General features: G+C 68.2%; 20 protein-coding genes. 7 read left to right on the forward strand and 13 right to left on the reverse strand.

The genetic code is table 11. From position 1 onward, the window contains the following. Positions 1-5 precede the first annotated feature (5 nt). Positions 6-1,721, reverse strand: coding sequence for an aldehyde dehydrogenase family protein (locus ACQEVO_RS08030; protein ID WP_432910477.1), 1,716 nt, complete (start codon positions 1,719-1,721; stop codon positions 6-8). A gap of 168 nt (positions 1,722-1,889) precedes the next feature. Here ACQEVO_RS08030 and ACQEVO_RS08035 point away from each other — a divergent pair, with 168 nt between their 5' ends. Further along, the gene (locus tag ACQEVO_RS08035) at positions 1,890-3,176 is read left to right on the forward strand and encodes a PucR family transcriptional regulator (protein ID WP_432910478.1); all 1,287 of its coding nucleotides are present in this window, start codon (positions 1,890-1,892) and stop codon (positions 3,174-3,176) included. A gap of 55 nt (positions 3,177-3,231) precedes the next feature. Here ACQEVO_RS08035 and ACQEVO_RS08040 read toward each other — a convergent pair whose 3' ends face one another. The 5 genes from ACQEVO_RS08040 to ACQEVO_RS08060 form a co-directional block, all read right to left on the reverse strand. Then, positions 3,232-3,573 carry a glycine zipper domain-containing protein gene (locus tag ACQEVO_RS08040; protein WP_432910480.1) on the reverse strand — a complete coding sequence of 114 codons (342 nt, stop codon included), beginning with the start codon at positions 3,571-3,573 and terminating at the stop codon, positions 3,232-3,234. Between the two features lie 244 nt (positions 3,574-3,817). After that, positions 3,818-5,035: an amidohydrolase family protein gene (locus ACQEVO_RS08045; RefSeq protein ID WP_432910483.1), complete on the reverse strand. Its 1,218-nt coding sequence runs from the start codon at positions 5,033-5,035 to the stop codon at positions 3,818-3,820. A gap of 157 nt (positions 5,036-5,192) precedes the next feature. Beyond that, on the reverse strand, positions 5,193-6,494 hold the full coding sequence (locus tag ACQEVO_RS08050; protein ID WP_432910484.1) for an amidohydrolase family protein: 1,302 nt from the start codon (positions 6,492-6,494) through the stop codon (positions 5,193-5,195). A 37-nt stretch (positions 6,495-6,531) separates the two neighbouring features. Then, positions 6,532-7,770: an amidohydrolase family protein gene (locus tag ACQEVO_RS08055; RefSeq protein WP_432910485.1), complete on the reverse strand. Its 1,239-nt coding sequence runs from the start codon at positions 7,768-7,770 to the stop codon at positions 6,532-6,534. Positions 7,771-7,790: 20 nt separating this feature from the next. Beyond that, on the reverse strand, positions 7,791-8,183 hold the full coding sequence (locus ACQEVO_RS08060) for a pyridoxamine 5'-phosphate oxidase family protein (protein WP_432910487.1): 393 nt from the start codon (positions 8,181-8,183) through the stop codon (positions 7,791-7,793). Positions 8,184-8,320: 137 nt separating this feature from the next. Here ACQEVO_RS08060 and ACQEVO_RS08065 point away from each other — a divergent pair, with 137 nt between their 5' ends. Together ACQEVO_RS08065 and ACQEVO_RS08070 are read left to right on the forward strand one after the other, a co-directional pair. Beyond that, entirely contained in the window at positions 8,321-8,737 is a 417-nt protein-coding gene (locus tag ACQEVO_RS08065) for a Zn-ribbon domain-containing OB-fold protein (RefSeq protein WP_432910489.1), read from the forward strand. Positions 8,738-8,753: 16 nt separating this feature from the next. Beyond that, positions 8,754-9,902 (forward strand): thiolase family protein, encoded by a 1,149-nt coding sequence (locus ACQEVO_RS08070; protein WP_432910492.1) that lies wholly within the window; start codon positions 8,754-8,756, stop codon positions 9,900-9,902. 153 nt (positions 9,903-10,055) lie between these two features. On the opposite strand, the gene ACQEVO_RS08075 is transcribed toward ACQEVO_RS08070, so the two are convergent. Beyond that, positions 10,056-10,853 carry an SDR family NAD(P)-dependent oxidoreductase gene (locus tag ACQEVO_RS08075; RefSeq protein ID WP_432910494.1) on the reverse strand — a complete coding sequence of 266 codons (798 nt, stop codon included), beginning with the start codon at positions 10,851-10,853 and terminating at the stop codon, positions 10,056-10,058. Positions 10,854-10,873: 20 nt separating this feature from the next. Further along, positions 10,874-11,980 (reverse strand): phosphotransferase family protein, encoded by a 1,107-nt coding sequence (locus tag ACQEVO_RS08080; RefSeq protein WP_432910496.1) that lies wholly within the window; start codon positions 11,978-11,980, stop codon positions 10,874-10,876. Positions 11,981-12,125: 145 nt separating this feature from the next. On the opposite strand from ACQEVO_RS08080, the gene ACQEVO_RS08085 reads away from it, so the two are divergent. Beyond that, positions 12,126-13,622 (forward strand): acyl-CoA carboxylase subunit beta, encoded by a 1,497-nt coding sequence (locus ACQEVO_RS08085; protein WP_432910497.1) that lies wholly within the window; start codon positions 12,126-12,128, stop codon positions 13,620-13,622. Between the two features lie 162 nt (positions 13,623-13,784). Here ACQEVO_RS08085 and ACQEVO_RS08090 read toward each other — a convergent pair whose 3' ends face one another. The 4 genes from ACQEVO_RS08090 to ACQEVO_RS08105 form a co-directional block, all read right to left on the reverse strand. After that, a complete protein-coding gene (locus ACQEVO_RS08090; RefSeq protein ID WP_432922479.1) occupies positions 13,785-15,245 on the reverse strand; it encodes an aldehyde dehydrogenase family protein in 1,461 nt (486 codons plus the stop codon). Positions 15,246-15,457: 212 nt separating this feature from the next. Continuing rightward, entirely contained in the window at positions 15,458-16,648 is a 1,191-nt protein-coding gene (locus tag ACQEVO_RS08095) for an acyl-CoA dehydrogenase family protein (RefSeq protein WP_432910499.1), read from the reverse strand. Further along, a complete protein-coding gene (locus ACQEVO_RS08100) occupies positions 16,645-17,883 on the reverse strand; it encodes a CoA transferase (RefSeq protein WP_432910501.1) in 1,239 nt (412 codons plus the stop codon). Before ACQEVO_RS08100 ends, ACQEVO_RS08095 begins: the two co-directional genes overlap by 4 nt. A gap of 154 nt (positions 17,884-18,037) precedes the next feature. Continuing rightward, positions 18,038-19,249, reverse strand: a complete 1,212-nt coding sequence (locus ACQEVO_RS08105) for an acetyl-CoA C-acetyltransferase (protein WP_432910504.1) — start codon at positions 19,247-19,249, stop codon at positions 18,038-18,040. 585 nt (positions 19,250-19,834) lie between these two features. Between ACQEVO_RS08105 and ACQEVO_RS08110 the strand changes: the two genes are divergently transcribed. The 3 genes from ACQEVO_RS08110 to ACQEVO_RS08120 are packed head-to-tail and all read left to right on the forward strand — an operon-like array spanning position 19,835 to position 23,833. Continuing rightward, positions 19,835-20,644: an NAD(P)-dependent oxidoreductase gene (locus ACQEVO_RS08110; RefSeq protein WP_432910507.1), complete on the forward strand. Its 810-nt coding sequence runs from the start codon at positions 19,835-19,837 to the stop codon at positions 20,642-20,644. 20 nt (positions 20,645-20,664) lie between these two features. Then, a complete protein-coding gene (locus ACQEVO_RS08115; protein WP_432910509.1) occupies positions 20,665-22,152 on the forward strand; it encodes a coniferyl aldehyde dehydrogenase in 1,488 nt (495 codons plus the stop codon). A gap of 10 nt (positions 22,153-22,162) precedes the next feature. Beyond that, the gene (locus tag ACQEVO_RS08120) at positions 22,163-23,833 is read left to right on the forward strand and encodes an acyl-CoA synthetase (protein ID WP_432910512.1); all 1,671 of its coding nucleotides are present in this window, start codon (positions 22,163-22,165) and stop codon (positions 23,831-23,833) included. A 27-nt stretch (positions 23,834-23,860) separates the two neighbouring features. Here the strand turns inward: ACQEVO_RS08120 and ACQEVO_RS08125 are convergent, their stop codons facing one another. Continuing rightward, positions 23,861-25,048 carry an acyl-CoA dehydrogenase family protein gene (locus tag ACQEVO_RS08125; RefSeq protein WP_432910515.1) on the reverse strand — a complete coding sequence of 396 codons (1,188 nt, stop codon included), beginning with the start codon at positions 25,046-25,048 and terminating at the stop codon, positions 23,861-23,863. Between the last annotated feature and the right edge of the window lie 107 nt (positions 25,049-25,155).

A 25,155-nucleotide genomic window follows, 5' to 3' on the forward strand; every position in this document is an offset into this window, starting at 1 on the left:
GTTGTTCAGCCGCGCAGGGCGGAGGCGAAAATGGCGGGCAGCCGCGACCAGCGCGGTTCGGTGGCGAAGGCGGTGAGCAGACGCCCGGTCCGCGCGGCGGTGCGATTGGTGACGAACCAGGGCGGTTTCGGGCTCAGGGCCCATTCGCGGTTCAGCAGCGAACGCGGCGCGGGCCGGAACGGCCCCCGGACGACAGTGCGTTCGATCCGGTCGACCAACCAGGCGTTGTGCACGACGCCGATACCGCTCTGGACATCGTCGAGGGTGTGGCCGGGGTAGGCGCCCCAGCTCGCGGTCGGGGTCAGGTATCCCACCGCCGTCCACGCGTTGACCGCGACGGTGCCGTAGCGGAGGCGTTCGATCAGCGTGTCGAACTCCGCGCCGAGCGCCTCGATGGTGTCCGGGTGCGCGACGATATTGACCCCGAGCGTGCCGGTGAATCGTTCGTTGGCGGCATCCGCCGCGGCCGCGGCGAAGGGCGCGCCGGTTCCGGGCAGTTCCACCACACCGAGTACCGGGGCGAAGTACTCGGTCGAGTACAGCGCCTCCGCGGCGCCCGGATCCAGACCGGTCACCAGCGCTCGCTCGCCCTGTGCGCCCAGCCTGCGGGCGTCGGGGTAGGAGGTGCGCGCCCCGGCCACGCGATCGTCGCTGCCCGGATAGTAGGCGCGGCGGGTGGGGGCCCGGTCCAGGGCCGCCGCCAGTGCCTTCAGGAATTCGTCCTTCTGCGGCCAGTCGGCGGAGACGATCACCGCCTGCGCTGCCACGCAGTTGTAACCGCCGTTGTGCAGCCGCTGGGTCGCGATATGTTCGGCCTGGAACTTCAGATCGGCCGCACTCCACCGGCCGGGCAGCACGATCGTCGGCGAGACGCCGCCCAGCTCACTGCTGATCGGTTTGTCCAGCAACGGTGTCCCCGCGGCCTTGCGGGCGGCCGCGTCCGGGCCGGTGCCCCAGACGATCGCGTCGTGGGTCACGGCGCTGCCGGTCATATGGACGTGGGCGACTTTCTCGTGGGCGATCAGGCGTCCGCCGATCTCGGCGCCGCCGGTGAGTATGCGCACCACCCCGAGGTCGATCAGCGGCGCGAAGATCTTCTCGAAGACCGGCAGCAGCGGATCGGTGATCGGGTTCAGTTTGAGCGCGACCACCCGGTTGTGCGCGATGAGTTCGTACACCGTGTCCAGCGGCGCGATCGAGCTGATATTGCCCGCGCCGAGGACCGCGCCGATACCGTGCGTACGGGTCGGATCGAGCTGGGCGAGACCCGCATTGGCCCGGGCCGCGGCCGGGCTGACACCGCGCTGCAGCCAGATCTCGGCGCGGAAGCCGCTGAGCAGCAGTTCGTCGTACAGGCCCGTGGGCAGCACCTGGACGGTCACCTGATTGCCGGCGGCACCGAATTTCGCCTTCGCCAGTGGGCTCACGCCCTGCTCGAGCGATTCGAGCGTGCGCGAGAGGGCGGCGAGCGCGGTCGCGAACGCATAGGGGCCCGATATCCATTCCTCGCCCACCAGCGGCGACGAGGGCTCCAGACCTTTGATCCGTACGGCGGCGTCGACCCATTCCTGGGCGTGCTGCCCGGTGAGCGCGCGTACCCGGTCGAGTAGGGCGCGTCTGCCCGCCAAGGGCAGCCGCGACCATTTCCGCTCGCCCGCGGCAAGGTCGGAGACGGCGGAGTCGATCACGGGATCGGGCGCGGTGGCCTGTTCTGTCTGCACGGTGCACTCCGTTGATGAGAATCGCGCGGTTATCCGGACACTGCTGAGTGTGACTGTGCTCACGACCGAAGGGAATGTGTCGCCGTTGCGGAACTGACCCCCTCGGATTGTGCCCGTGCACAATCCCGGCGTGGCCTGGGTCACTCCTGGACGCGTACACTGCCGGATATGACGACGCCCGCACCCGTGACACCCGCGCCCGAAGCCTCGGCCTTGGCCGCTCGGCTGTCGGACGCCGTCGAGGTGCTGACCGATATCCTCGTGGGCCGTATCGCGGTGGCCGACCCCTCCTACGGAGAATCCGGCCTGCTGACCGAGGACCAACTGGCGCACACCTGCCGGGAAAACCTGGCCTCGGTGATCGGCGCGCTCGCCGGTACGCACCCTTTCCGGCTGCAACCGGCCCGGGCCGCCGGGCGGCTGAAGGCCGAACAGGGCATCCCCATCGCCGCCCTACTGCATGCCTACCGGCTGGGCGGCCGGCTCATCTGGGAGGAACTGACCGCGCGATCGGACGGGCCCGGCGATCCCCGGCTGCACGATCTGGCCACACATCTGTGGGAACTCATCGACCTGTACTCCGACGCGGCCGTCGAGGCCTACCGCGATACCGAGATCCTGCTCGCGCATTCCGACGCCCAGATCCAGAGCCGCCTCATCCGGACCCTTTTCGACGACCACTCCGGAAACCCGGCCCGGGTGCTCGACGTCCTGCGGACCTTGGGTTTCCCGGAGCGAGGCGCGTTCGCCGTGGTCGCCATCGACACCGAACCCACCGCGCCGTTACCGGCGAAACTCGCCGTGGCCCTGGACGGCCTCGGCGTCCGGGCGGTCTGGGATGCACAGATCGACGCGTATATCGGGTTGCTCTCCGCGGCGTCGCCGGCCGCGCTCGACCGCGCGGCCGAGACGATCTCCTCGGTCGTCGCCGACCGGGTCGGTATCAGTACCGTGTTCTGGGCGTCCCAGTCCATTCCCGCGGGGCTCACCGAGGCGCGGCTGGCCGCGCGCTCCGTGCGCACGGGGGCGGCCGGCGCCGTCCGCTTCGGTGACGAACCGGTCGGCCACCTGCTCATCGCCGTACCGGAGGCGGGCCGCCGGGCCGCGGCGCAGATACTCGGGCCGGTTCTCGACCTACCGGAGCCCGAACGCGACGATCTGATCGCCGCCCTGGCAGCCTGGTACCGGTGCGGTGGTTCGGCGGCGGCTGTCGCCGAAAGTATGCACTGCCACCGCAATACGGTGCGCTACCGGCTTCGTAAGATCCGCGATCTGACGGGTCGCGATACCACCGATCCCCGCCAGTCCGCCGAGCTCTACCTGGCGCTGGAAGCACTCACGCTGCTCGGCACCGACTCGGCCGTCCCGCCGCGCGGCGGTCGGCCCGGAGATCGGGCGGACGACCACGCCGGTCCCCGGGCGGTGCACTCTCCGGCTCGCGTTCTGTACCGATAGCGGGGCCACCCGCGTCCCGCTGGGTGACGGCGGCTCGCCGGCCACCGGAACGAGGTCAGGGCAGCACCTGTGGGATCACTTCGGGATGGAGATAGCCGACGAGAGCGCCGATCGCGCCGCCGATGAGCGATCCCGCGGACCCGGTGGCCGATCCGACGGCGGAACCGATCGATCCGCCCACGGACGAGCCGTTCAGTATCGGATCGGGTATCAAGGCGTGCGGGTTGGTCGCGACGTCCTCGCTCTTCTGCAGCGGAATACCGGCCACCGGTATCGCGTGCGGCGTGGTGGCGTCGGCGGTGGACGGGCCCGCGAGAACAAGTGCCGCTACCAGGGGCGCGGCGCTGAACGTCATAACCCGTACTGCCCTGCTCAGGCCGTTTCTTGCCATTTTCATTCCGGCCTCTCCGCCCGCACGGATCTTCCGCGAGCGTGACAAATGGATCGCTCCGGTGGCCTGATTCCCAGGTGGCGGAGGGATCGATTCTATCGGCCGACAGCGAATGCCGCTGCCCAACAGGCGGATCGGTGCCGGCGGCCGCATCGACGACGACCGCCGGTCCGTGCACCTGCGTCGAAGGCCTGTGGCGACCGGATCCGGTGCACGATGCGTTACGGTAGTTCCCTGCCGATGCCGGCGATCAGCCGGGCGAGCCGGCCGGAACTCGCGAACCGAGCAGTTCGAGGGCGTTGTCGCGCATCACCTTCCGGGTGTCCTCGTAGGAGAACTCGGGGAACTGCGGGATATCGGCGGTGAAGGTGGTGGGGTCGGCGAGCCCTTCGCCGTGGGGCCAGTCGGAGCCGAACAGCACCTTGTCCACGCCGATGGTCTCGGCGAGCAGCTTGACATCGTCCTCGTAGTAGGGGGCGATCCAGACATTGTTCTTCAGCTGCTCAACCGGGTCTTCCTCGAAATGGTAGGGCGCGGTGTTCGCCGCTTTCTTCAGCCGTTTGATCAACCGGTAGACGAAGTACGAGCCGTTCTCGATACTGACCACCTTGAGAGCCGGATGGCGGGTGAACACCTGGTGCACGATCATCGAGGCCATCGTGTCGTGGATCGCGCGGTCGTCGAGCAAGACGGTGTCGAGCGGGTCTTTCTTACCGAACCCCTCGAAGGTCGCCTTGCCGCCCCACAGTGCCGCGATGGCGAGGTAGCCGCTGTCGGACAGGTGGAAACCCACCGGTACGCCCGCTTCGGCGAGGCGGGCCCACACCGGGTCGTGCAGCGGATCGCCCAGCGAGCGTGGTTTGACGACTCCCGGGACGGGTGCGGGGCGTACCAGCACCAGCTTCGCGCCGCGCTCCAGCACGAATTCGACCTCGGCGACGGCGGCTTCCGGATCGGCGAGCGAGATGATCGGTGCCGAGATGAACCGCCCGTCGGGACGGTCGAATCCCCAGTCCTCGTCCAGCCACAGGTTGAACGCGTGCAGGGACGCCATCGTGGCGGGGATATCGTGCTTGAGTGCCTCCTCGACGCCGCAGGCGAAGGTCGGCAGCATGAATACCGTTTCCAGCTTCTGCCGGTCCAGGACCTTCACCCGGGCCTCGCGGTTCTGGTATTCGGGATGATCCGGTAGGCGGTCCAGTTTCATGAGCGATCCCGGATCCACGCCTTCGGGGATCTCGCCGCGGAACAGCAGATCGAGGCAGCCCGGTTCGACGATCGGGTCGAAGGTGGGGTTCGGGACGAAGTGGTTGACCTTCTCGCCCATCACCGCCAGTGTGCGTTTGCCGCTGGTGACCATCTGCACGCCGCGGGACCGGAACTCCTTCGGCAGATATCGGGTGAACGCATCCAGTGGTTCGTAGTAGTGGTTGTCGACATCGATGGCGAGATAGTCCAGTTCGGTCATTGTCGTGTCCTTCAGCTGTGATCGGCCGCAGCTCCGGCCTTCCGTCGGCTCGTGTTGTTGTGGCGGTCCGCGATCCGGCCGGTTGTGGCGGCCGCTGCCGGTACACCACGGGCACTCGTGGCGGCGGTGTACCGGCAGCGGCGAAGGCCGGGGACCGTTACTCGGTGGCGGTGTGGGCGGTGGCCGCCTCGATCTGGGAGCGGTAGGCCGCCAGCTTTTCCGCGGCGGTGGTCTGGTGGTGGCTGCGCGCCTTGATGCTGACGTCGTGGCCGGCCGAGGCGGCGCGCAGGGCACCGACGGTCGCCTTCTCGCGCGGCACGTGCGTGAAGGGGTCGAACGAATACCACCGCATGGCATTGAGGTGGGTCATCTTCCGGATCTCGTCGTCGGTGACGTTCTCCGCGTGGAATACCGAGTCCAGCTCTTCCGGAGCTCCCGGCCACATCGAATCGCTGTGCGGATAGTCCATCTCCCAGGCGATGTTGTCGATACCGATCTCGTTGCGCAGCCGGACCCCGATCGGGTCGCTGATGAAACAGGTCAGGAAGTGCTCGCGGAACACCTCGCTGGGCAGCTTGCCGCCGAAGTCCTGCATGGTCCAGGTCGAGTGCATATCGAAGGTCCGGTCGATGCGCTCCAGAAAGTAGGGGATCCAGCCGGTACCGCCCTCGGACAGCCCGATCTTGAGGTCCGGGTACTCCTTGACCGGGCGTGACCACAGCAGATCGGCCGCCGCGGAGACGATGTTCATCGGCTGCAGGGTGATCATCACGTCCGGCGGGGAGTCCGTGGCGGGGATGGAGAGTTTGCCCGACGAGCCGATATGCACATTGAGTACGGTGTCGGTGTCCACCAGGGCTTTCCACAACGGGTTCCAGTACTCGTCGTGGAAGCTCGGATAGCCCAGGGCGGCCGGGTTCTCGGTGAAGGTGAGTGCGTGCACGCCTTTCGCCGACACCCGGCGCACTTCCGCGGCGCACAGTTCGGCGTCCCAGATCACCGGAAGTGCCATGGGAATGAAACGGCCCGGATAGGCGCCGCACCATTCGTCGATATGCCAATCGTTGTACGCCCGCACCAGGGCCAGGGAGAAATCCGAGTCCTCGGTGGCGAACAGGCGGGCGGCGAAGCCCGGGAAGGACGGGAAATTCAGCTGCGCCAGCACACCGCCGGCGTTCATATCCTTGACCCGTTCGTCCACGTCGTAGCAGCCGGGCCGGATCTCGTCGAGGCCCTCCGGCTCCAGGCCGTACTCCTCCTTCGGCCGGCCCGCGACGGCGTTGAGTGCCACGTTCGGGATCACCCGGTCCCGGAACTTCCACATATCCGCGCCGTTCTCCATCCGTACCAGGCGCGGTGCGTCGTCGGCGTACTTCGCCGGCAGATGGTTCGCGAACATATCGGGCGGTTCGATGATGTGGTCGTCGACGCTGATGAGGATCATGTCGTTCTTGTCCACGGAGGTACTCCCTTCGAGCCCTTTACTGTAAGTAAAACTATAATCCCGCGGACGTGACCGATGCCGGTGGTTCGGCTGCGGCCGGGTCCGGATTCTCGAGGGGCAGGCCCAGGAACCGGCGGGCATTGTCGCCCAGGAAATCCCAGGTCCGCCGGGCGTCCATCCCCTCGGCGTATTTCCAGTACGCCTTCGGCTCGGGCAACCCCTCCGGGTGCGGATAGTCCGAGCCGAACATCACCTTGTCCCAGCCGACGGTCTCGACCACATCGGCGACCGAGCCCTCCCAGAACGGGCTCACCCATATGTTGCGGCGGAACACCTCGAGTGGGGCCTCCGGGAAGTTCTGCGGCATCTTCCTGGTCAGGTCCCGCAGATCGTGGAACAGCGGGTGGATCCACGAGCTGCCGTTCTCGACGCTGGCGATCCGCAGCCGCGGGAACCGGGTCAGGGTGCCGTGGCAGATGAGGCTGCCGATCATGTCGGAGATTTCCCGGTGCCCGAGCGCGAGCCACCGGAAGGAACTCATCGCCATGAAATTCTTCGTGGCGGGCGGCTCCCATCTGTTGACGTATTCGTCCAGCGGCGGCTGACTGGCGTGCAGCACGATAGGCAGCCCCGCATCCTGGACATCGCGCCAGAACGGGTCGAACTCGGGTAGGGCAGGCGAACGCCAGCCGTTCACGCCCTTCACCGGCGCCGGCTTGATCAGCGCCACCCTCGCCCCGTTGTCCAGGATGTACTGCAACTCGCGCCGGGCGCCGTCGACCTCGGCGCAGTTGATGATCGGGGTACTGAAGATCCGGTCCTGATAGGCGTAACTCCAGTGCTCCAGCATCCACCGGTTCAACGCGTGGATTATGGCCATGGTCAGCTCGGGGTCGTCGGCCGCGGAATGCTCGACCAGGCTGGCCAGCGTGGGGTAGTTGAGCGTTTCGCGGACGCCCTGGCGATCGAGTTCGTCGATCCGGTCGGCCGGGTTGCGGGTGGCGGCCGGTGCCTCGATGGCACTGCCCTGCATCTCGCGCAGGGTGAGACCTTCGGTGTTCTCGCCGGCGAAGAACTTCTCGTGCGCGCCGGGGGCGGCGACTCGGTCGAAGGTCGGGTTCGGGATGAAGTCGGTGATCCGGCCGTTGATGGCGAGGCGGGTGTGCCGTCCGATCCGGACGTACTGCACCGCTCGGCGGTACTTGTCGGGCAAGTACCTGGTCAGCGCGTCGGCCGTCTCGTACATATGCGAGTCGGCGTCGAAGATCGGGATATCCGGTGCTTGCGTCATATCGATGTTCTCCTGAACCGCTATTTGGCGACGAATCCGGTCGTGTCGAGAATCAGCACGACCCGGTCGGCCACGTCCGCGGGCGGCTCGGCTCCGGTGTCTCCGTACCGTTCGCCCAGTTCCGCGTAGAACTTTCCGTCCTCATCGCCCTGTACGGTCACCAGCCAGCCGCGGGCCTCCAGGCGGCGGGCCGGCGCGTCCGGATCGGTGAGGAAGAACGAATAGTTCGGATTCGCCTGCAGACTGGTGAACTTCCGTCGCGGGATCGTATGGCTCATGCGCAGGTGCGCGCCGTCCCAGGTGAAGCGCATGGGGGACTGCTCCGGTGATCCGTCGGGGGTCACGGTCGCGAGGATGCCCACGAGGGGCCGGTGCAGCAGATCCTCGAGGCCGCCGGGAATTTTCGAGCTCATGTCTCCACCTCGCGACTAGCCGGTAGAAAAGATTACCGTTGATATTACCGTAAGCTACCATCGTATGGTTGGGTGCGGCAGGTTCACGCCGCTCCGCAATGGATACTGTAAGCCTATCGACAGCTGTGGGGACAACGATGCAGCGAATGATCGCACCGGATATATCGACCTGGCCGGACGAAGACTTCCGGCTCGTCGGCGGGGTCTGCGGCGACTGCGGGGCGACGGTCTTCCCGGTCCAGGAACTGTGCCCGCGGTGCAGCCGGTCGGCGGTCGCGGCCGTGCACCTGCCGGCCGAGGGCGTCCTGGTGGCCTGGACCACCCAGGGATTTCTGCCCGGACCCCCCTATCTCGGTGACGAGACCGCGAAAACGTTCGTCCCGTTCGGTGTCGGGCTGGTGCAACTCGGCGACGTCATCCGCGTGGAGGGCAGGCTCACCGAGAACGACCCGCGAAAACTGGAATTCGGCATGCGGGTCCGCCTGACCACCGTTGCGCTCGGCACGGACGCCGACGGTAACGACGTACTCACCTTCGCCTTCCAGCCGCTGTAGACGACCAGGAGTTCCCATGTCAGACGATGTCGCGATCATCGGTGTCGGCCTGCATCCGTTCGGCCGCTTCGAGGGTAAAACGGCGATGCAGATGGGCGCGGACGCGATCCGCGCCGCACTCGGCGATGCCGGATTGGAGTGGAAAGACATCCAGTTCGCGGTGGGCGGCAGCTGGGAAGTCGCCAATCCGGACGCGATCGTGAGCCTGATGGGGCTCACCGGCCTGCCCTTCGTCAACGTGTTCAACGCCTGCGCCACCGCCGCCTCCGCCACCGAGGCGTGCGCCGACGCGATCCGGCTCGGGAAATACGATATCGGGATCGCGATCGGGATGGACAAGCATCCACGCGGTGCCTTCACCGTCGATCCCACCCTGGTCGGGATGCCGAAATGGTACGGCGAGAACGGTCAGTACCTGACCACCCAGTTCTTCGGTATGAAGGCCAACCGCTATCTGCACGACCACGGAATTTCCCGGCGCACCTTGGCCAAGGTGGCGGCGAAGAACTACCGCAACGGCGTACTGAACCCGAACGCGTTCCGCCGCAAGCCGATCGCGGAGGACGACATCCTGGCAGCGCCGATGCTCAACTACCCGCTGACGCACTACATGTTCTGTGCGCCGGACGAGGGCGCCGCCGCCGTGATCATGTGCCGCGCCGATCTGGCGCACCGCTTCACCGGCACACCGGTGTACGTGCGGGCGGTCGAGATCCGGACCCGGAAATACGGTGCGTACGAGGTGAACACGACCTATGCGCCGGTGCAGGAGGAGGTCGCGCCGTCGGTGTACGCCGCGCGCGCCGCCTTCGAGTCGGCCGGGATCGCGCCGACGGATATCGACATCGCCCAGCTGCAGGACACCGACGCCGGCGCCGAGGTGATCCATATGGCGGAGACCGGTTTGTGCGCGCACGGCGAGCAGGAAAAGCTGATCAGCGAGGGGGCCACCGAGATCTCCGGCTCGATACCGGTGAACACCGACGGCGGCCTCATCGCCAACGGCGAGCCCATCGGCGCCTCGGGGCTGCGGCAGCTGCACGAGCTGGTGCTGCAGTTACGCGGCACCGCGGGCGAGCGGCAGGTACCGAACTCCCCGAAAGCCGGGTTCGCCCTGCTCTACGGCGCACCCGGCACCGCCGGCGCCACGATCGTCACCACCTGACCGAGGGGATTCCGTGGGTGATTTCCGGCCGGGCACGACGGCGGGCATTCCAGCGCCTACTGATCCCTGCATATCGACACCTCGAAGTATCGGCTGTCGTTCCGGGATTTCCCGATGGCCGGCGAATATCCGGACCGCGGAACACCCGTTTAGTCAGGTGAAATCCGAACCGCCGTCGACATTGACGTTTGTGCCAGTCATGTACGAGTTGCGCCGGGAGGCGAGAAAGGCGACCACCGGGCCGATTTCCTCGGGCAGTCCGGCGCGGGGCAGTTGGGCGGGATGCCCGAAATGTTCGCCGATCGCGGCCATGAGGCGGTAGGGGTCGGCACTGTCCACGCCGACCGAACGGGCCCAGTTCCGCAGCGCCGGTGTCACGAAGGTACCCGGCGAGACCACGTTGACCAGGATCTCTTCCGGTGCCAGCAAGAGTGACAGATTCTTGGACACGCTGGTGACCATCGCCTTGGCGGCGGTGTAGGCCACCAGGCCGGTGCTCTGCCGCTGGGTGGACTGCGCGGAGAAGTTCACGATCCGAGCCCATTCGGCGCGGCGCAGCAGCGGTAGCGCGGCCTGGACACAGTGGATCATCGTCATCGCGCCGTGGTCGATCGCCGCGCGCCATTGTGCGGGCGAGAGGGTGTCGAACGTGCCGCGCGCATCCGGCCCGACCGCGTTGATCAGAATGTTGAGCCCGCCGCCCCAGCGGTCGGCGAGTTCGTCGAAACGCGCGTCCACCGCCGCGGGGTCGCGGACGTCGGCGGACAAACCCACCGCGTCCGGGCTGCCGCGCTCGGCGAGGTCGCGGGCCGCCTCGGCGACACCGGTCGCGGAGCGGGCGATCACCGCGACGCAGGCGCCTTCCTCGGCCAGGCTGCGCGCGGTGGCCAGTCCCATCCCGCTGCTTCCGCCCACCACGACCGCGGTCGCGCCGGCGAGTCCCAGGTCCATCGTCGGTGTCTCCTGTTGGTTCAGTGGGGCGCGCCGGCGGCGTGTACCAGGTCGAGCGTGCCGAGTTCGCGGATCGCGCGGCAGCTGCGGCGCAGCATCACCCGGAACAGTTCCTCGCCGCGTTCGGTCGGGGTGGCGAACGCGGTCCCGAGCGCGATGATCAACGGGCCCTGCAGCATTCCGAGCCGGTAGTCGAGCAGGCAGGTGTCCAGGTCGTAGCCGCGCACGCCGTATCGGAGCAGGGCTTTGTGGTAGACCCCGACCAGCTCGGTCTCTGTCGCCGCTCGTATTTCCGGCGCCAGGCAGGTGCCGGTGAAGTAGGCCAGATCGCGGGCGGGCAGGCCTACGCCGAGGGTTTGCCAGTCGACCACGGAGAACCGGGAATCGTCGAAGAGCATATTGTCCAGCCGGTAGTCGCCGTGCATCAGCGCGTAGCGCCCGGTATCGGCCAGCAGCCACGGGGTGATCAGTTCCAGCGCGGCGCGCAGGGTGTCCCGTTCTTCGCCGGACAGTGCGGGGCCGATGCGTTCCAGCGTGGCGGGCAGCGCCATGGCGGCCACCTGGCCGAGGCCGTCGGCCGCCGCCGTGTCACCGGGCTTGGGCATCGCGCCCACCGGAAGGGTCAGCCAGTCCGGATCGCACCAGGAGGGGCCGTGCAGACCGGCCAGCGCGGTCACCGCCCGCCGCGCGACCGCCTCGCTGCATCCCGCCACCTGATCGCCGGGTAGCGCCGGCGCCAGATCGTCGAGCAGCAGGACGAATTCGGAGGCATCGTCGCTGACCGCACTGTGGTAGCAGTGCGGTACCGGAATCTTCGTCCGCTGGGCGATTCCGGAGTAGAACTCCACCTCGCTGCGGTAGCCCAGCGTGACCCCGGCGCGTACACCGTCGTCCTGAGCGGGGAGTTTCACCACGAATGTATCCGGTAGCTGCACGGTGGGTGTCCGGTAACTCGCCGTGAGCCGGTAGGTGGCACCGGTCTGGCCGGTGCCGATCGGCTCCACATCCACCTGCTCGACCAGCGCGGTCTCGGCGCCACCGAGTGCGGTGGTGAGCCACTGCGCGGTGAGGTCGTCCGGCCTTCCCGGGATGGCCGAGCCCTCGGCCCGGTACTTCTCGTGGCCCATCCGCGTTCCTTCCGGCAATGAAACTGTAATGCCAACGGTATACTTTACCGGACGATGCCGATGCGACCGTGTGGATCGCAGCGAATCGATCCCGGTGGCCTGCCGGGCGGTTCCGCTGAGCCGGCCACTGCGCGGAGAGGACGATATGAGCAACGCACGAGGCTGGAAGGAAACGCTCGAGGACCTGGACGGCCGCCGGGAGCGGTCGGCGGCCATGGGCGGTCCCGAACGGGTGGCCAAACATCGGGCGAAGGGCAAGCTGACGGCGCGGGAGCGGATCACCCATCTGCTCGATCCGGGGACCTTCCAGGAGTTCGGCGCCCTGGTCGGCGGGGAGGTCGCCGCAGACGCCGTCGTCACCGGCTCGGGCCTGATCGACGGGGCTCCGGTCATGGTGGGCGCGGAGGACTTCACCACCATGGCGGGAACCATCGCGCCGGGCAGTAATGCCAAACGCTATCGCCTGGCGGAACTGGCCGTACGGAACAAGGTCCCGCTGGTGATGCTGCTGGAGGGCGCGGGGTTCCGGCCCACCGGGGCGCACTACGGGCGGACCCCCACCGATCTGCTCGCCCAGGCCCGGTGCTCGGGCCGGGTACCGATGGTCACCGGGGTGCTCGGTGCCTCGGCCGGCCACGGTGCCCTTATCGCCCCGGTATCGGATTTCGCGATCATGAGCAGGCAGGGCGCCATTTTCACCGCGGGCCCACCCGTGGTCCGGGAGTCGACGGGTGAGGACATCAGCAAGGAGGATCTCGGCGGTCCCGGCGTGGCGGTGCCGAGCGGCCTGATCCACAACCTGGCCGACAGCGACGAGGACGCGCTCGACGATATCCGCCGGTACCTGTCCTATTTCCCGTCCAGCGCGTGGTCGTATCCGCCCGCACTGCTCTCCGACGATTCCACCGAGCCGCGGCCGACCCCGGAACTGCTCGACATCATCTCCCGGGACAACCGCAACACCTACGATATCCGGGCCGTCCTCGACGCCGTGTTCGATACCCCGGACTGGTTCGAGGTCCAGCCCGGCTACGGGCCCGCGGTCGTCTGCGCCCTGGCCCATCTCGGCGGCCACCCGGTGGCGGTGGTCGCCAACCAGCCGCAGGTGCTGGCCGGCTCGATCGATACCGCGGCCGCCGACAAGGCCGCGCATTTCATCTCGGTGGCCGATTCCTTCCACCTGCCGCTGGTGTTCCTCGCCGACAATCCCGGCATGCTGCCCGGCAGTGAATCCGAACGCGACGGTGTGCTGCGCGCGGGCGCCCGGATGTTCGTCGCCCAGACGACGGCGACGACGATCAAACTGCACGTCACACTACGCAAGGCCTACGGGTTCGGTTCGATGGTCATGTCGCTCATCGGTTTCGACAATCAGACCGCGGCCTTCGCCTACCCCGGCGCGACCATGGGAGCGATGAGCGCGGCAGCTCTCGGGTTGGCCTCGGGCGCGGACGAGGATGTCGCGGCGCAATTGCGGGAGATGGAACTGCTGGCGTCCTACCACTCGGCCGAACATATGGGTTTCGACGAACTCATCCGGCCCGAAGAGACCCGCGACGCCTTGCTGATCGCCCTGCGCCGCGGGATCTTCGCGCGACAGCAGGTCCCGGAGCCGGTGACGCGCTGCGCCATCGTCCCCTGAACGGCCGTGGTACCCCGGGTGCGGGTTGTTCGCTACCGCACTCGGCACCGACTCCTACAACGAAGGGACTCCCATAGCCGACCGGCGCACTCACCTCACACGACGATGTTGGTGAGCGCGAGACAAGGAACCCATTCCCGCGACCAGCAGGGCCCGGATCGGTCAGCCGCGCGGTACCCGGTAGCCGATGGTTTTCGTCTCGAGGTACTGCTGAAAGCCCTCCAGACCGCATTGGCGGCCGACCCCGCTGTGCTTGTAGCCGCCGAACGGGGCGTCGGCGCCGTAGAACATGCCGCCGTTGACCCCGATCGCCCCGGCTCGGATCCGGTGCGCGATCCCCATCCCGCGTTCGGCCGAGGCGGACAGCACCGCCCCGGCGAGGCCGTAGGCACTGTCGTTGGCCAGGCGTACCGCCTCGTCGTCGTCGGCGAACGGGGTCATCACCAGGACCGGGCCGAAGATCTCGTCCTGCGCGATGGACAGGCCGGAATCCGTGCAGACGAATACGGTCGGTTCGACGTAGTGCCCGCCGGCCAGATGCGGCGGCAGATCCTTCGGTTCGGCGCCGCCGGTGATCAGGCGGGCGCCGTCGCGGACCGCCCGCTCGTAGGCGTCGAGCACCTTGGTGCGCTGCGCCGCGCTGATCAGTGGCCCGACAATCGTTTCCGGCAGTGCCGGGTCGCCCACGGGGACCGCCTGGAATGCCGCCGCGACACCGGTGACCATTTCGTCGAAAATCGACCGGTGCACCAACATGCGGGTCGTCGCGGCACAGGCCTGCCCGGCGTGCACGCAGACACCGGCCGCGCTGCGCAACGCCGCGCGCGGATCTGCGTCCTCGAGCACGATGAGCGCGGATTTTCCGCCCAGTTCCAGGAAGGTCCGTTTCATGGTGTCCGCGCCCCGCCGCATGAGCAGGCGGCCGACCGCGGTCGAGCCGGTGAACGAGATCAGGTCGACTCGCGGATCGGTGGCCAGTAGTTCGGCGACCTCGTTGGACGGGGTCGGCACGACATTCACCACACCGGCGGGGAAATCGGTGCGCTCGGCGATGATCCGCCCGAGCCGGGTGGCGTTCCACGGCGTGTTCGGGTCCGGTTTCAGCACCACCGTATTGCCCGCGGCGAGTGCCGGTCCCAGTTTGTTGAGTGCGACCTCGACCGGGAAGTTCGACGGGCAGATCGCGGCGACCACGCCCACCGGCTCTTGGACGACCGTGCGCACATTGCGGTCGCCGAACAGGCTGTCGCCCGCCAACTCGCGCTGCCAGGGGAATTCGTCGATCAACCGCGCCGGATAGCGCAGCGCATCCGCCAGTGGCCAGTCGAGCTGGGCGATCCGAGTGGTGGCGACCGGACAACCGGCCTCGGCGACGAGTTCGTCGCGCAGTTCTTCGCTCTCGGATTCGAGTGCCTGCTGGAGTTGTGCCAGGCACCGCTGCCGCAGGGCCCGGTTCGTGGACCAGTCGGTTTCGTCGAAGGCGCGCCGGGCCGCGGCGATCGCGCGCAGCATATCCTCGGCGCCCGCCGCGGCCGTGCTGCCGAGTACCTGCCCGGTGGCCGGGCTGACATTGTCGAATGTTTCGCCCGAGACAGCAGGTACCAGTTCCGCGCCGATGAGCATCCGGGATTCGGCACGAACGCCTGCCCGGCGACCCAGTTCCACGCTGGGGGCAGTGTACTGCCCGTCGACCTCGCCCACATCTGCCTCCAGTTCGCCGGCGTTCGCACCCCCTGAAGCAATAATACTGTATTGGCAACCGTATGTATTACGGTATGGGGCATGCACGTGCCCGGTCGGCCGGCGGTGCCGGAGGTGCCCGCTGGGCACCGTGTTCAGAGCCGGTAGTCGCGCATGACTCCCTTGGCGATGATGCGTTTCTGGATTTCGCTGGTGCCTTCACCGATGAGCATGAAGGGGGCCTCGCGCATGAGGCGTTCGATTTCGTATTCGGTGGAATAGCCGTAGCCGCCGTGGATGCGGAAACCGGCCTGGGTGACCTCGTTGCAGAATTCGCTCGCCAGGTATTTCGCCATACCGGCGGCGACGTCGTTGCGTTCGCCGGAATCCTTCAGTCGCGCCGCGTTGACCATCATGAGGTGGGCGGCTTCGACCTTGGTGGCCATTTCGGCGAGGGAGAATTCGATGGCCTGGTGTTCGACGATCGGTTTGCCGAAGGTGGCGCGCTGCTGGGCGTAGCGGGCGCCGAGTTCGAACGCGCGCAGGGCGATTCCGCAGGCGCGGGCCGCGACATTGACGCGGCCGACCTCGATACCGTCCATCATCTGCCGGAAACCGCGGCCGCTGGTACCGCCGAGCACCGTATCCGCGGGAGTGCGGTAGCCGTCGAACAGCAGCTCGGTGGTGTCGATGCCCTTGTACCCCATTTTGTGGATCTTGCCGGGGATCGTGAGGCCCGGGGCGACCGTGCCGTAGCCGGTGGGTTTTTCGATGAGGAATGTGGTGAGGTTGTCGTGCGGTGTGTCCTTACCTTCTTCGGTGCGGACGAGGACCGCGACCAGATTGGCGGTGGAGCCGTTGGTGATCCACATCTTTCGGCCGTCGATGGTGTAGTCGCCGGTGTCGTCGCGGATCGCCTTGGTGCGGATGGCGGCGACATCGGAGCCCAGTTCCGGTTCCGACATCGAGAACGCGCCGCGGACCTCGCCGGTGGCCATCCTGGGTAGATAGGTGCGTTTCTGTTCCTCGGTGCCGTGGTGGCGCAACAGATAGGCCAGGATGAAATGGGTGTTGATCACGCCCGATACGCTCATCCAGCCGCGGGCCAGTTCCTCGACGCACAGGGCGTAGGTGAGCAGGGATTCACCGAGTCCGCCGTACTCCTCGGGGATCATGATCCCGAAGAGCCCCATCTCGGCGATCCGGTCGACGATCTCCTGCGGGTAGGTATCGGTGTGCTCGAGTTCCTGGGCGTGGGGGATGATCTCCTTGTCCACGAAGGAGCGCACGGTGGCGAGGATTTCGTTCTGGACGTCGGTGAGTCCCTGTGTGCGTGCGAGTTTCATCGGTTGGTCCGTTTCGTGGCGCCGGGGGCGGTGTCGTGGAGCCGGGCGATATCGGCGTCGGTCAGGCCGAGGTCGTCACGGAGAACGGCGTCGGTGTGCTGACCGAGTTGCGGGGCGACGCGGGCGGGCGGGTATGTTCCGTCCACCGATATCGGTGCACCGGCCGCGCGGTAGGTGCCGAGCCCGGGTTGCTGCAGGTCGGTGAACAGGGGATTGGCGGTGACCCGGGGATCGGTGGCGAGTTCGCCGAAGGTGCGGTAGCGCTCCCACAGGATCGAGGTGTCCGACAGTGCCGCGGCGATTTCCTCGGCGGAGTGCGTCCGGAACCAACCGGCGAACACTGCGGTGAGGACCTCACGATGCCGGTAGCGGGTGCCTTCGTCCGCGAAATCCGCGTCGAGGGCGGTGGCCAGGGCGGATACGACCTCGGCGGTATCGGTCACCGAGACGAGGTCGCGGAAATGCCGGGGTGTCAGGGTGACCAGCATGAAGCACACGCCGTCGGCGCTGGTGAAATCCTGTCCGTAGCTGCCGTAGAGCGCGTTGCCGACCCGGGGTCGTTCGGTGCCGGTGAGCTGCGCCTCGCCGAGGAACCCGAGATTGCTCGCCGTGGCCAGCGCGACATCCTCCAGCGGAATCGCGAGACGGCTACCGGCGCCGGTGGCCTCGCGGCGGCGGACGGCCGCGGTGATGGCCAGCGCGGCGTAGAGGCCGCACGCGATATCCCAGACCGGGACCACGTGATTGACCGGGCCCCGGTGGCCGGGTGGTCCGGTGACCAACGGGAAGCCGGTGGCGGCGTTGACGGTGTAGTCGACACCGGTGGACCCGTCGCCGCGGCCGGTGATCTCCAGGTGGATGAGGTCCGGGCGGACCCGGGCGAGCGCGTTGTACCCCTGCCAGTCCCGGCCGGTCGTATTGGTGAGCAGGATGCCGCCCTGCGGGCCACTGCCGGTGATGAGCCGGGCCACCAGGTGCTGCCCTTCGGGGGAGCGCAGGTCGGCGACGAAGGACCGTTTGCCTTTGTTCAGGCCCGCCCAGTAGATGCTGGTGCCGTCCTCGGTGAGCGGCCAGCGGTTCCGGTCGGCGGCGCCGCCCACCGGGTCCACCCGGATCACCTCGGCGCCGAGTTGAGCCAAGGTCATACCGGCCAGCGGGGCGGCGACGAAACTGGAGATCTCGACGATCCGGAGTCCGGCGAGCGGCGCTGCCGCGGCGATCCGGGGATCACTCATCGCGCTACCTCCCACACGGGCACCGGGACTGCGCCGCCGGTGGTCGCCGAGCCGGAGCGCACGCGCCGGTGCCCAACGGGAAAGCCCTGGCGCGGGTCGCGACGGGGAACACGCCGGTGCGGACCGGCGATGACGGGGTTCGGTGCAGGCAAGGTCAGACCACCCTTTCGAAGACTGCGGCCAGACCCTGACCACCGCCGATACACATGGTCTCCAGACCGTATCGCGCTTCGCGGTGCTGCATTTCGCGGGCGAGGGTGGCCAGCATCCGGACACCGGTCGCCCCCACCGGGTGACCGAGCGAGATTCCGGACCCGTGCACATTGGTTCGCTCGAGGTCGCCGTCGCCGAACTTCCATTCCCGCAGTACCGCCAATGCCTGGGCGGCGAAGGCCTCGTTGAGTTCGATCAGGTCCATATCGGCGAGGGTGAGCCCGGCCAGGCCGAGCGCGGCCTCGGTGGCGGGGACCGGGCCGATCCCCATCACTTTCGGTTCGACACCGGCGACGGCCCAGGAGGTGAGTTTCACCAGTGGGGCGAGGCCGAGCTGTTCGGCGCGGTCGCGGGTGGTGACCAGGCACATGGCGGCGGCGTCGTTCTGGCCGCTGGAATTGCCTGCGGTCACCGTCGATTCCGGGTCGACCTTCGCGCGCACCGGTGTCAACCGGGCCAGCGCCTCGACCGTGGTATCCGCGCGTGGATGTTCGTCCCGGTCCAGCACGCGTTCACCGTCGCGTGACCGCACCGGAGTCGGCACGATCTGCTCGGCGCAGGCACCGCCGTCGGCCGCCGCGACGGCGCGCCGATGCGAACGCACGGCCAGCCGGTCCTGCTCCTCGCGGGAGATTTCATAGGTGCGGCGCAGGTTCTCCGCGGTCTCCAGCATGCCGCCGGGTACCGGATAGTGCTGGCCGCCCGCGGTCTCACGACCCCGCACCAGGCTGTCGTGGATCCGCACACCCCCGCGGGCACCACCCCAGCGCATATCCGTGGAGAAGAACGAGGCATTGCTCATACTTTCGGCGCCACCCGCGACGACGATGTCCTGCGCGCCGCTGTCCACCTGGAGCACCGCCTGGATCACGGCCTGCAACCCGGACCCGCAGCGGCGGTCGATCTGTATCCCGCCCACCGTGACCGGCAGCCCGGCGTCGAGCGCGATGACCCGGCCGATGGCCGGGGCCTCGCTGGAGGGGTAGCAGTGGCCGACGATGACGTCCTGTACGAGCGCGGGGTCGAGGCCGGTGCGTTCGAGCAGGCCGCGCAGTGCGGTGACGCCGAGTTCGACCGCGCCGAGTCCGGCGAACATTCCGCCGTAGCGTCCGATCGGGGTGCGGACCGGTTCGCAGATCACTACTTCGCGCATGGGTTCAGTCTCCAACAATGGGGAAGTCCGGCGTGCAGATCGATAGGGGTGCGGGGATCGCCGCCGCCGACGGTCGTGCCGGTGCGCGCGGCGACCATATCGCCGTTACCCATCGGTGTGGCCACGGCGCCGGGTGCGCGCCGTTCACCCGGATCTTGTGTTTGCCGAGTTCGGAGGCCACCGCCCGGGCACTTGCGCGAGTGCTGCTCCGGTGATGAACGCTACTGTGCCGCGGAGTCGGCTCGTCACACGCTTTCCTCACTGTCGTCGGGCGGCCTGCCCCGCACCGCGCGCCCGGGCGCACCGACCGCGCGGGTCGCGGCCGGGCTCGGCGCGGAGCCGGCCGGAGATAGTTATCGTAATGAATATCGTAAGCCCAACTGTATGCCGGGCGGAAGGTTGTTCGGCAGGACGGGGTCCGGGGTCTGACCTGGCCGTGGCTGCGAGCGGGGGAATTTGCGAACTTGGCCCCTGGTCGGTGGTCTCAGTGCTACTGTTGCCGTTACTGGATGTATCTCTGTTCGTAGGTTGCCCCGTCGGTACGCGCGGTGGCGAGCTCGGGCCGATCGCGAGTGAGGTGTGTTGATGTCGCAGGTCGTCGGGTTTGTCGGAGCGGGCCGGATGGGGGAGCCGATGGTGTACCGGCTGGTTGCCGCGGGACACCGCGTGCAGGTGTACGCCCGGCGGGAAGCGGTGCGGGAACGGCTGCGGGCGGGCGGTGCGACGGTGGTGGATTCGATCGCCGAGGCCGCGGCGTCCGCCGATATCGTGATTACCTGCCTGTTCTCCGACGACCAGCTCGTCGAGGTCGTGGGCGGGCCCGGCGGCGTGTTCGCCGCGGCCCGGCCGGATGCCGTCGTCGTCTCGCACACCACCGGCACCGTCACCACCGTGACCGGCCTGGCCGCGGGCAACCCCGGCGGGCCGGCGCTACTGGACGGCCCGGTGAGCGGTTCCGCCGACGATATCGCCGCCGGAAAACTCACCGTACTGCTCGGCGGCGCCGCGGCCGCGGTCGCACGAGCGCGGCCGGTACTCGAATCGTATGCGGGCACCGTGATCACCACGGGTGCGCTCGGTACGGCGTTGAGCGTCAAACTGGTGAACAATGCCCTGTTCGCGGCGAATGCCCAGATGGCCGGGGCTGCACTGGAGTTGGGTAAACGCCTCGGCATCGGGGAGGAACGGCTACTGGAAGCGCTGGCCGTGTCCAGCGGCCGGAGTTACGCCGCCGGTGCCATCGGACTCAGCGGCGGGCTGGTGAAATTCGAACAGGTGGCGGCCCCGTTTCTGCGCAAAGATGTGGCGGCCTGCCGGGCGGCCACGGCCGACCTCGGGATCGATATCGGCCGGCTCGGCCCGGTAATCGACGGCGGTCCCTTCGAGCTCGGCTAGTCCACCGGAAGGTGCGCACCATGAACCTCGGTACCGCGGACGTCACCGGCGAATCGCCGGCGGCCGGCCTCGACACCATCCTGGAGCGCCAGCGGCAGGCATTCCTGCGCGAGGGGCCGCCGGGTGCCGCGGTCCGCCGGGACCGGATCGACCGGCTGATCGCCATGGTTCTGGACAATACCGACGCCTATGTGGCGGCGCTGACCGGTGATTTCGGTACCCGCTCCCGCACCGGCACCCTGTTCGCCGAGATCATGGGCATGCTCACCGCCGTCGAATACGTACGCTCGCAGCTCACCCGCTGGATGCGCCCGCGGCATCCCGACCGGGCGGCCCGGCTGTACGGTATCCGCGCGGAGGTCCGGCCCTCTCCGCTCGGGGTGGTCGGCATCATCGGACCCTGGAACTTCCCGCTCAACCTGGTGATCCTGCCCGCCGCGACCGCGTTCGCCGCCGGCAACCGCGTAATGATCAAGATGTCGGAGATCACCGGGAACACCGCGGAGCTCACGCGGCGGCTGGCGGCACAGTATTTCGACGAAACCGAACTGTCGGTGGTCACCGGCGGCCCGGAAGTGGGGGCGGCCTTCACCGAACTGCCGTTCGATCACCTGTTCTTCACCGGCTCCACCCGGGTCGGCCGGCTGGTGCAGCGGGCCGCGGCACAGAATCTGGTCCCGGTCACGCTGGAGCTCGGGGGTAAGAATCCGGTGGTCGTGGCCGCCGACGCCGACCTGGACCGGGCCGCGGACCGGATCGCGCGGGCACGGATGGTCAACGGCGGTCAGGTCTGCGTCTGCCCGGATTATGTACTGGTACCGCAGGATCGGATGGATTGCTTCGTCGATGCGCTGACCGGCGCCTGGCGGCGGATGTTTCCCGAGATACTCGGCAACGACGACTACACCGCCGTGGTGAACACCGCGAACTACGAGCGCATCGTCGGACTGATCGACGATGCCCGTGCGCGCGGCGCCCGCGTGGAGTCGATCGCTCCGGCCGGCGAAGTTCTGCCCGACCCGAGCCTGCGGAAGATCGCGCCGACGGTCATCCGGAATGTGACCGATGAGATGGCCATCGCTTCGGAAGAAGTGTTCGGCCCCGTCCTGACCGTGCTGCCCTACCGGGAACTGAGCGAGGTCGTCGACTACGTCAACCGGCGACCCGCACCACTGGTCGCCTATTGGTTCGGGCCGGACCGGGCCGATTTCCGCACCTTCGTCGCGAATACCCGCAGCGGCGGGGTGGCCCGCAACGAATTCGCCATCCACATGTTCCCCGCCGACGCGCCGTTCGGCGGCGTCGGCGAGAGCGGGATGGGGGCCTACCACGGTAAGGCCGGATTCGACACGTTCAGCCACTACCGCACCGTCGTCGGAACCGATCTGCCTGTCCCGATCACCAGCCTGGCCGCGCCGCCTTTCGGCCGGTGGACCGGGCGCCTCGTCGGTCTCGCATTGCGCAACGCGCGCCGGCGTGCCCACCGTCGGCTGCGCACAGACGAATGAGGAGCCACCGTTGTCCCCTTCTTCCACGACCGGATCCGAACCGCTGTTCACGCTCGTAACCGCCACCGATACCGCCGCCGCCGCCGTCCCGGACCGGGAGCTGATCGTGCAGGGCGAATGCCGGCGTACCTATGCGCAGGTCGCCGACCGGTCCCGGCGGCTGGCGGCCTATCTGCACGCTCAGGGGCTGGGTTGTCACACCGAACGGCCGGACCTGGCCGGTCACGAGGTCGGCCAGGATCTGCTGGGCATCTACGCCTACAACGGGCCCGAATTCGTCGAGGCCATGATCGGCGCCTTCCGGGCGCGGGTCGCGCCGTTCAACGTCAACTACCGCTACGTGAAGAACGAACTGCAGTATCTGCTGGCCGATTCGGGCGCCACCGCGCTGGTCTACCATGCCGCGTTCGCGCCGACACTCGCCGAAGTGCTGCCGGAGCTGCCCGGGCTGCGGGTGCTGATCCAGATCGCCGACTCCTCGGGTAACGAACTGCTCGACGGCGCCGTCGACTACGAAACGGTGCTCGCCACCACCGAACCGGAACCGCTCCCGGTCGAACCCTCGCCCGACGATCTCTACGTGCTCTACACCGGCGGCACCACCGGGATGCCGAAAGGTGTGCTCTGGCGCCAGCACGATATCTATATGGGAGCCTGCGGCGGCCGCGACGCCAACAGTGGCACCACCGTCGCCTCCTATGCGGAGATCGCGGAACGGACGCGGGCCAATCCCCGAATGAAACTGCTGCTCATCCCGCCGCTGATCCACGGTGCCGCGCAGTGGGCCGTGCTCACGGCCATGACCACAGGGCAGACCATCGTGATGTCCCCGGTCGCCGACCGCGTCGATGCCGGCGAGATCGTGCGCACCGTCGAGCGGGAGAAGGTGTCGGTCGTCATCGTGGTCGGCGATGCGATGGCGCGCCCGGTCCTGGCCGCCGTGGAGGCCGGAACCGCGGATATGTCCTCGCTGGTGGCGCTAGCCAACGGCGGCGCGGTGCTCAGCCCGGCGGTCAAAGAACGCTGGATCGCGGCGGTGCCCGGGCTGGCCGTGCTCGACGGTGTCGGTTCCTCGGAGACCGGGGCGCAGTTGCATCATGTGTCCGCGGCAGGTTTCGTCTCCACCGGGAAGTTCGCCGCGGGTGCCGATACCCGGGTGGTCGCCGAGGATTTCGGCACCGTGCTCGAACCGGGCCACGACGGGATCGGGTGGCTCGCGCAACGCCGGTTCACCCCGCTCGGCTACAAGGGCGATGCGCAGAAGACCGCGGTGACGTTCCCGACAATCGACGGTGTGCGCTACGTCCTGCCCGGCGACCGCGCCCGCCTGCTCGCCGACGGTTCCGTCGAACTGCTGGGCCGCGATGCCGTCACCATCAACTCCGGCGGTGAGAAGATCTTCGCCGAGGAGGTGGAGGTCGCGATCTCCTCGCATCCGGCTGTCGCCGATGTGCTGGTGGTGGGCCGCTCCAGCGAGCGCTGGGGTCAGGAGGTGGTGGCCGTGGTCGAACTCGTCGAGGGCGCCACCGCGGATTTCGACGAGCTGGTCGCCCATGCCGCGCAATCCCTCGCGCGCTACAAACTTCCGAAAGCAGTGGTGTTCCGGCCCGAGATCATGCGCAGTCCCGCGGGTAAAGCCGATTACCGCTGGGCCCGCGAACAGGTTGCCGCCGAGTCGTGACACCTGCCGACTCGGCGGCCGCCGGCCTCAGGCGGTCGCGCGGCGGGCGTTCTTGACCAGGCCGCCGCCGATGATCAACCGCTGGATTTCGCTGGTGCCCTCGTACAGGCGCAGCAGCCGGACATCTCGATAGATCCGCTCGACCGGCACATCACGCATATACCCCGTCCCGCCGTGCACCTGGACCGCGAGATCGGCGACCTTACCCACCATCTCGGTGCAGTACAGTTTCGCCACCGACGGCGCGGTACGCCGGTCCTCACCGGAAACCCAGCGCTGGGCGGCGTCGCGGACCAGCGCCCGCCCGGCCATCACGCCGGTCTGCATATCGGCCAGCATGGCCTGCACCAGCTGGAATTCCCCGATCGGCGTACCGCCCTGGGTGGCGGTGGCGGCGTAGGTGACCGATTCGTCGAGCGCACGCTGGGCGGCGCCGACCGCGAGGGCGGCGATATGCACGCGGCCCCGGGCCAGCGAGGTCATGGCCGCGCGGTAGCCGATATCCTCGCTGCCGCCGACCACTGCCTCGGACCCGACCCGCACCTGGTGGAACCGCACCTCCGCGGTCCAGGCGCCTTCCTGCCCCATCTTGCGGTCCTTCGGCCCCACCTCGACCCCCGGCGCGTCGGCAGGGACGAGGAATACGGCGATCCCCGCCCCCTTCTCGTCGGCCGGCCGGGTACGGGCGAAAACCACGAACAGGTCCGCGACCGGGGCATTGGTGATGAACCGTTTCTCCCCGTCGAGCACCCAGTCCGTGCCGTCGCGCCGTGCCGTCGTCCGTAGCGACGCCGGATCGGATCCGGCCCCCGATTCGGTGAGTGCGAACGAGGCGACCACGGCACCCGACGCGATGGGTTCGAGCCAGCGCGCTTTCTGCTCCTCGGTGCCGAACCCCACCAGCACCTGACCGGCGATCCCGTTGTTGGTGCCGAACATCGAGCGCAGCGCGAGGGTCGTGTACCCCAACTCCATGGCCAGTTCGACGTCCTGCGCCAGATTCAGCCCGAGCCCACCCCATTCCTGCGGGATGGCGTAACCGAACAACCCCATGGCCTTGGCCTGCTCGACGATCTCGTCGGGCATCCGGTTCTCGTCGGCGATATCGCGTTCCCGCTTCATGACGACGCCGCGGACGAAGGCCCTGGTCTGGGCCAGGATCTCCCGGAAATCCTCCTCGGTAACCGGTTCGGCTCCGGTGGGCGCGCTCGTCATCGCAGGGCCTCCTTGTCCCGGCGGGGTGCGCCGGTGTCGTTTCGGGCTTCGGGGTGCCGACCGGCCGGGGTGGTTCACCCAGGCATGTCCGGTGTTCCGGGACTCCC

Source organism: Nocardia sp. CA-290969 (assembly GCF_050936135.1).
In the GTDB taxonomy this organism is placed as follows: domain Bacteria; phylum Actinomycetota; class Actinomycetes; order Mycobacteriales; family Mycobacteriaceae; genus Nocardia.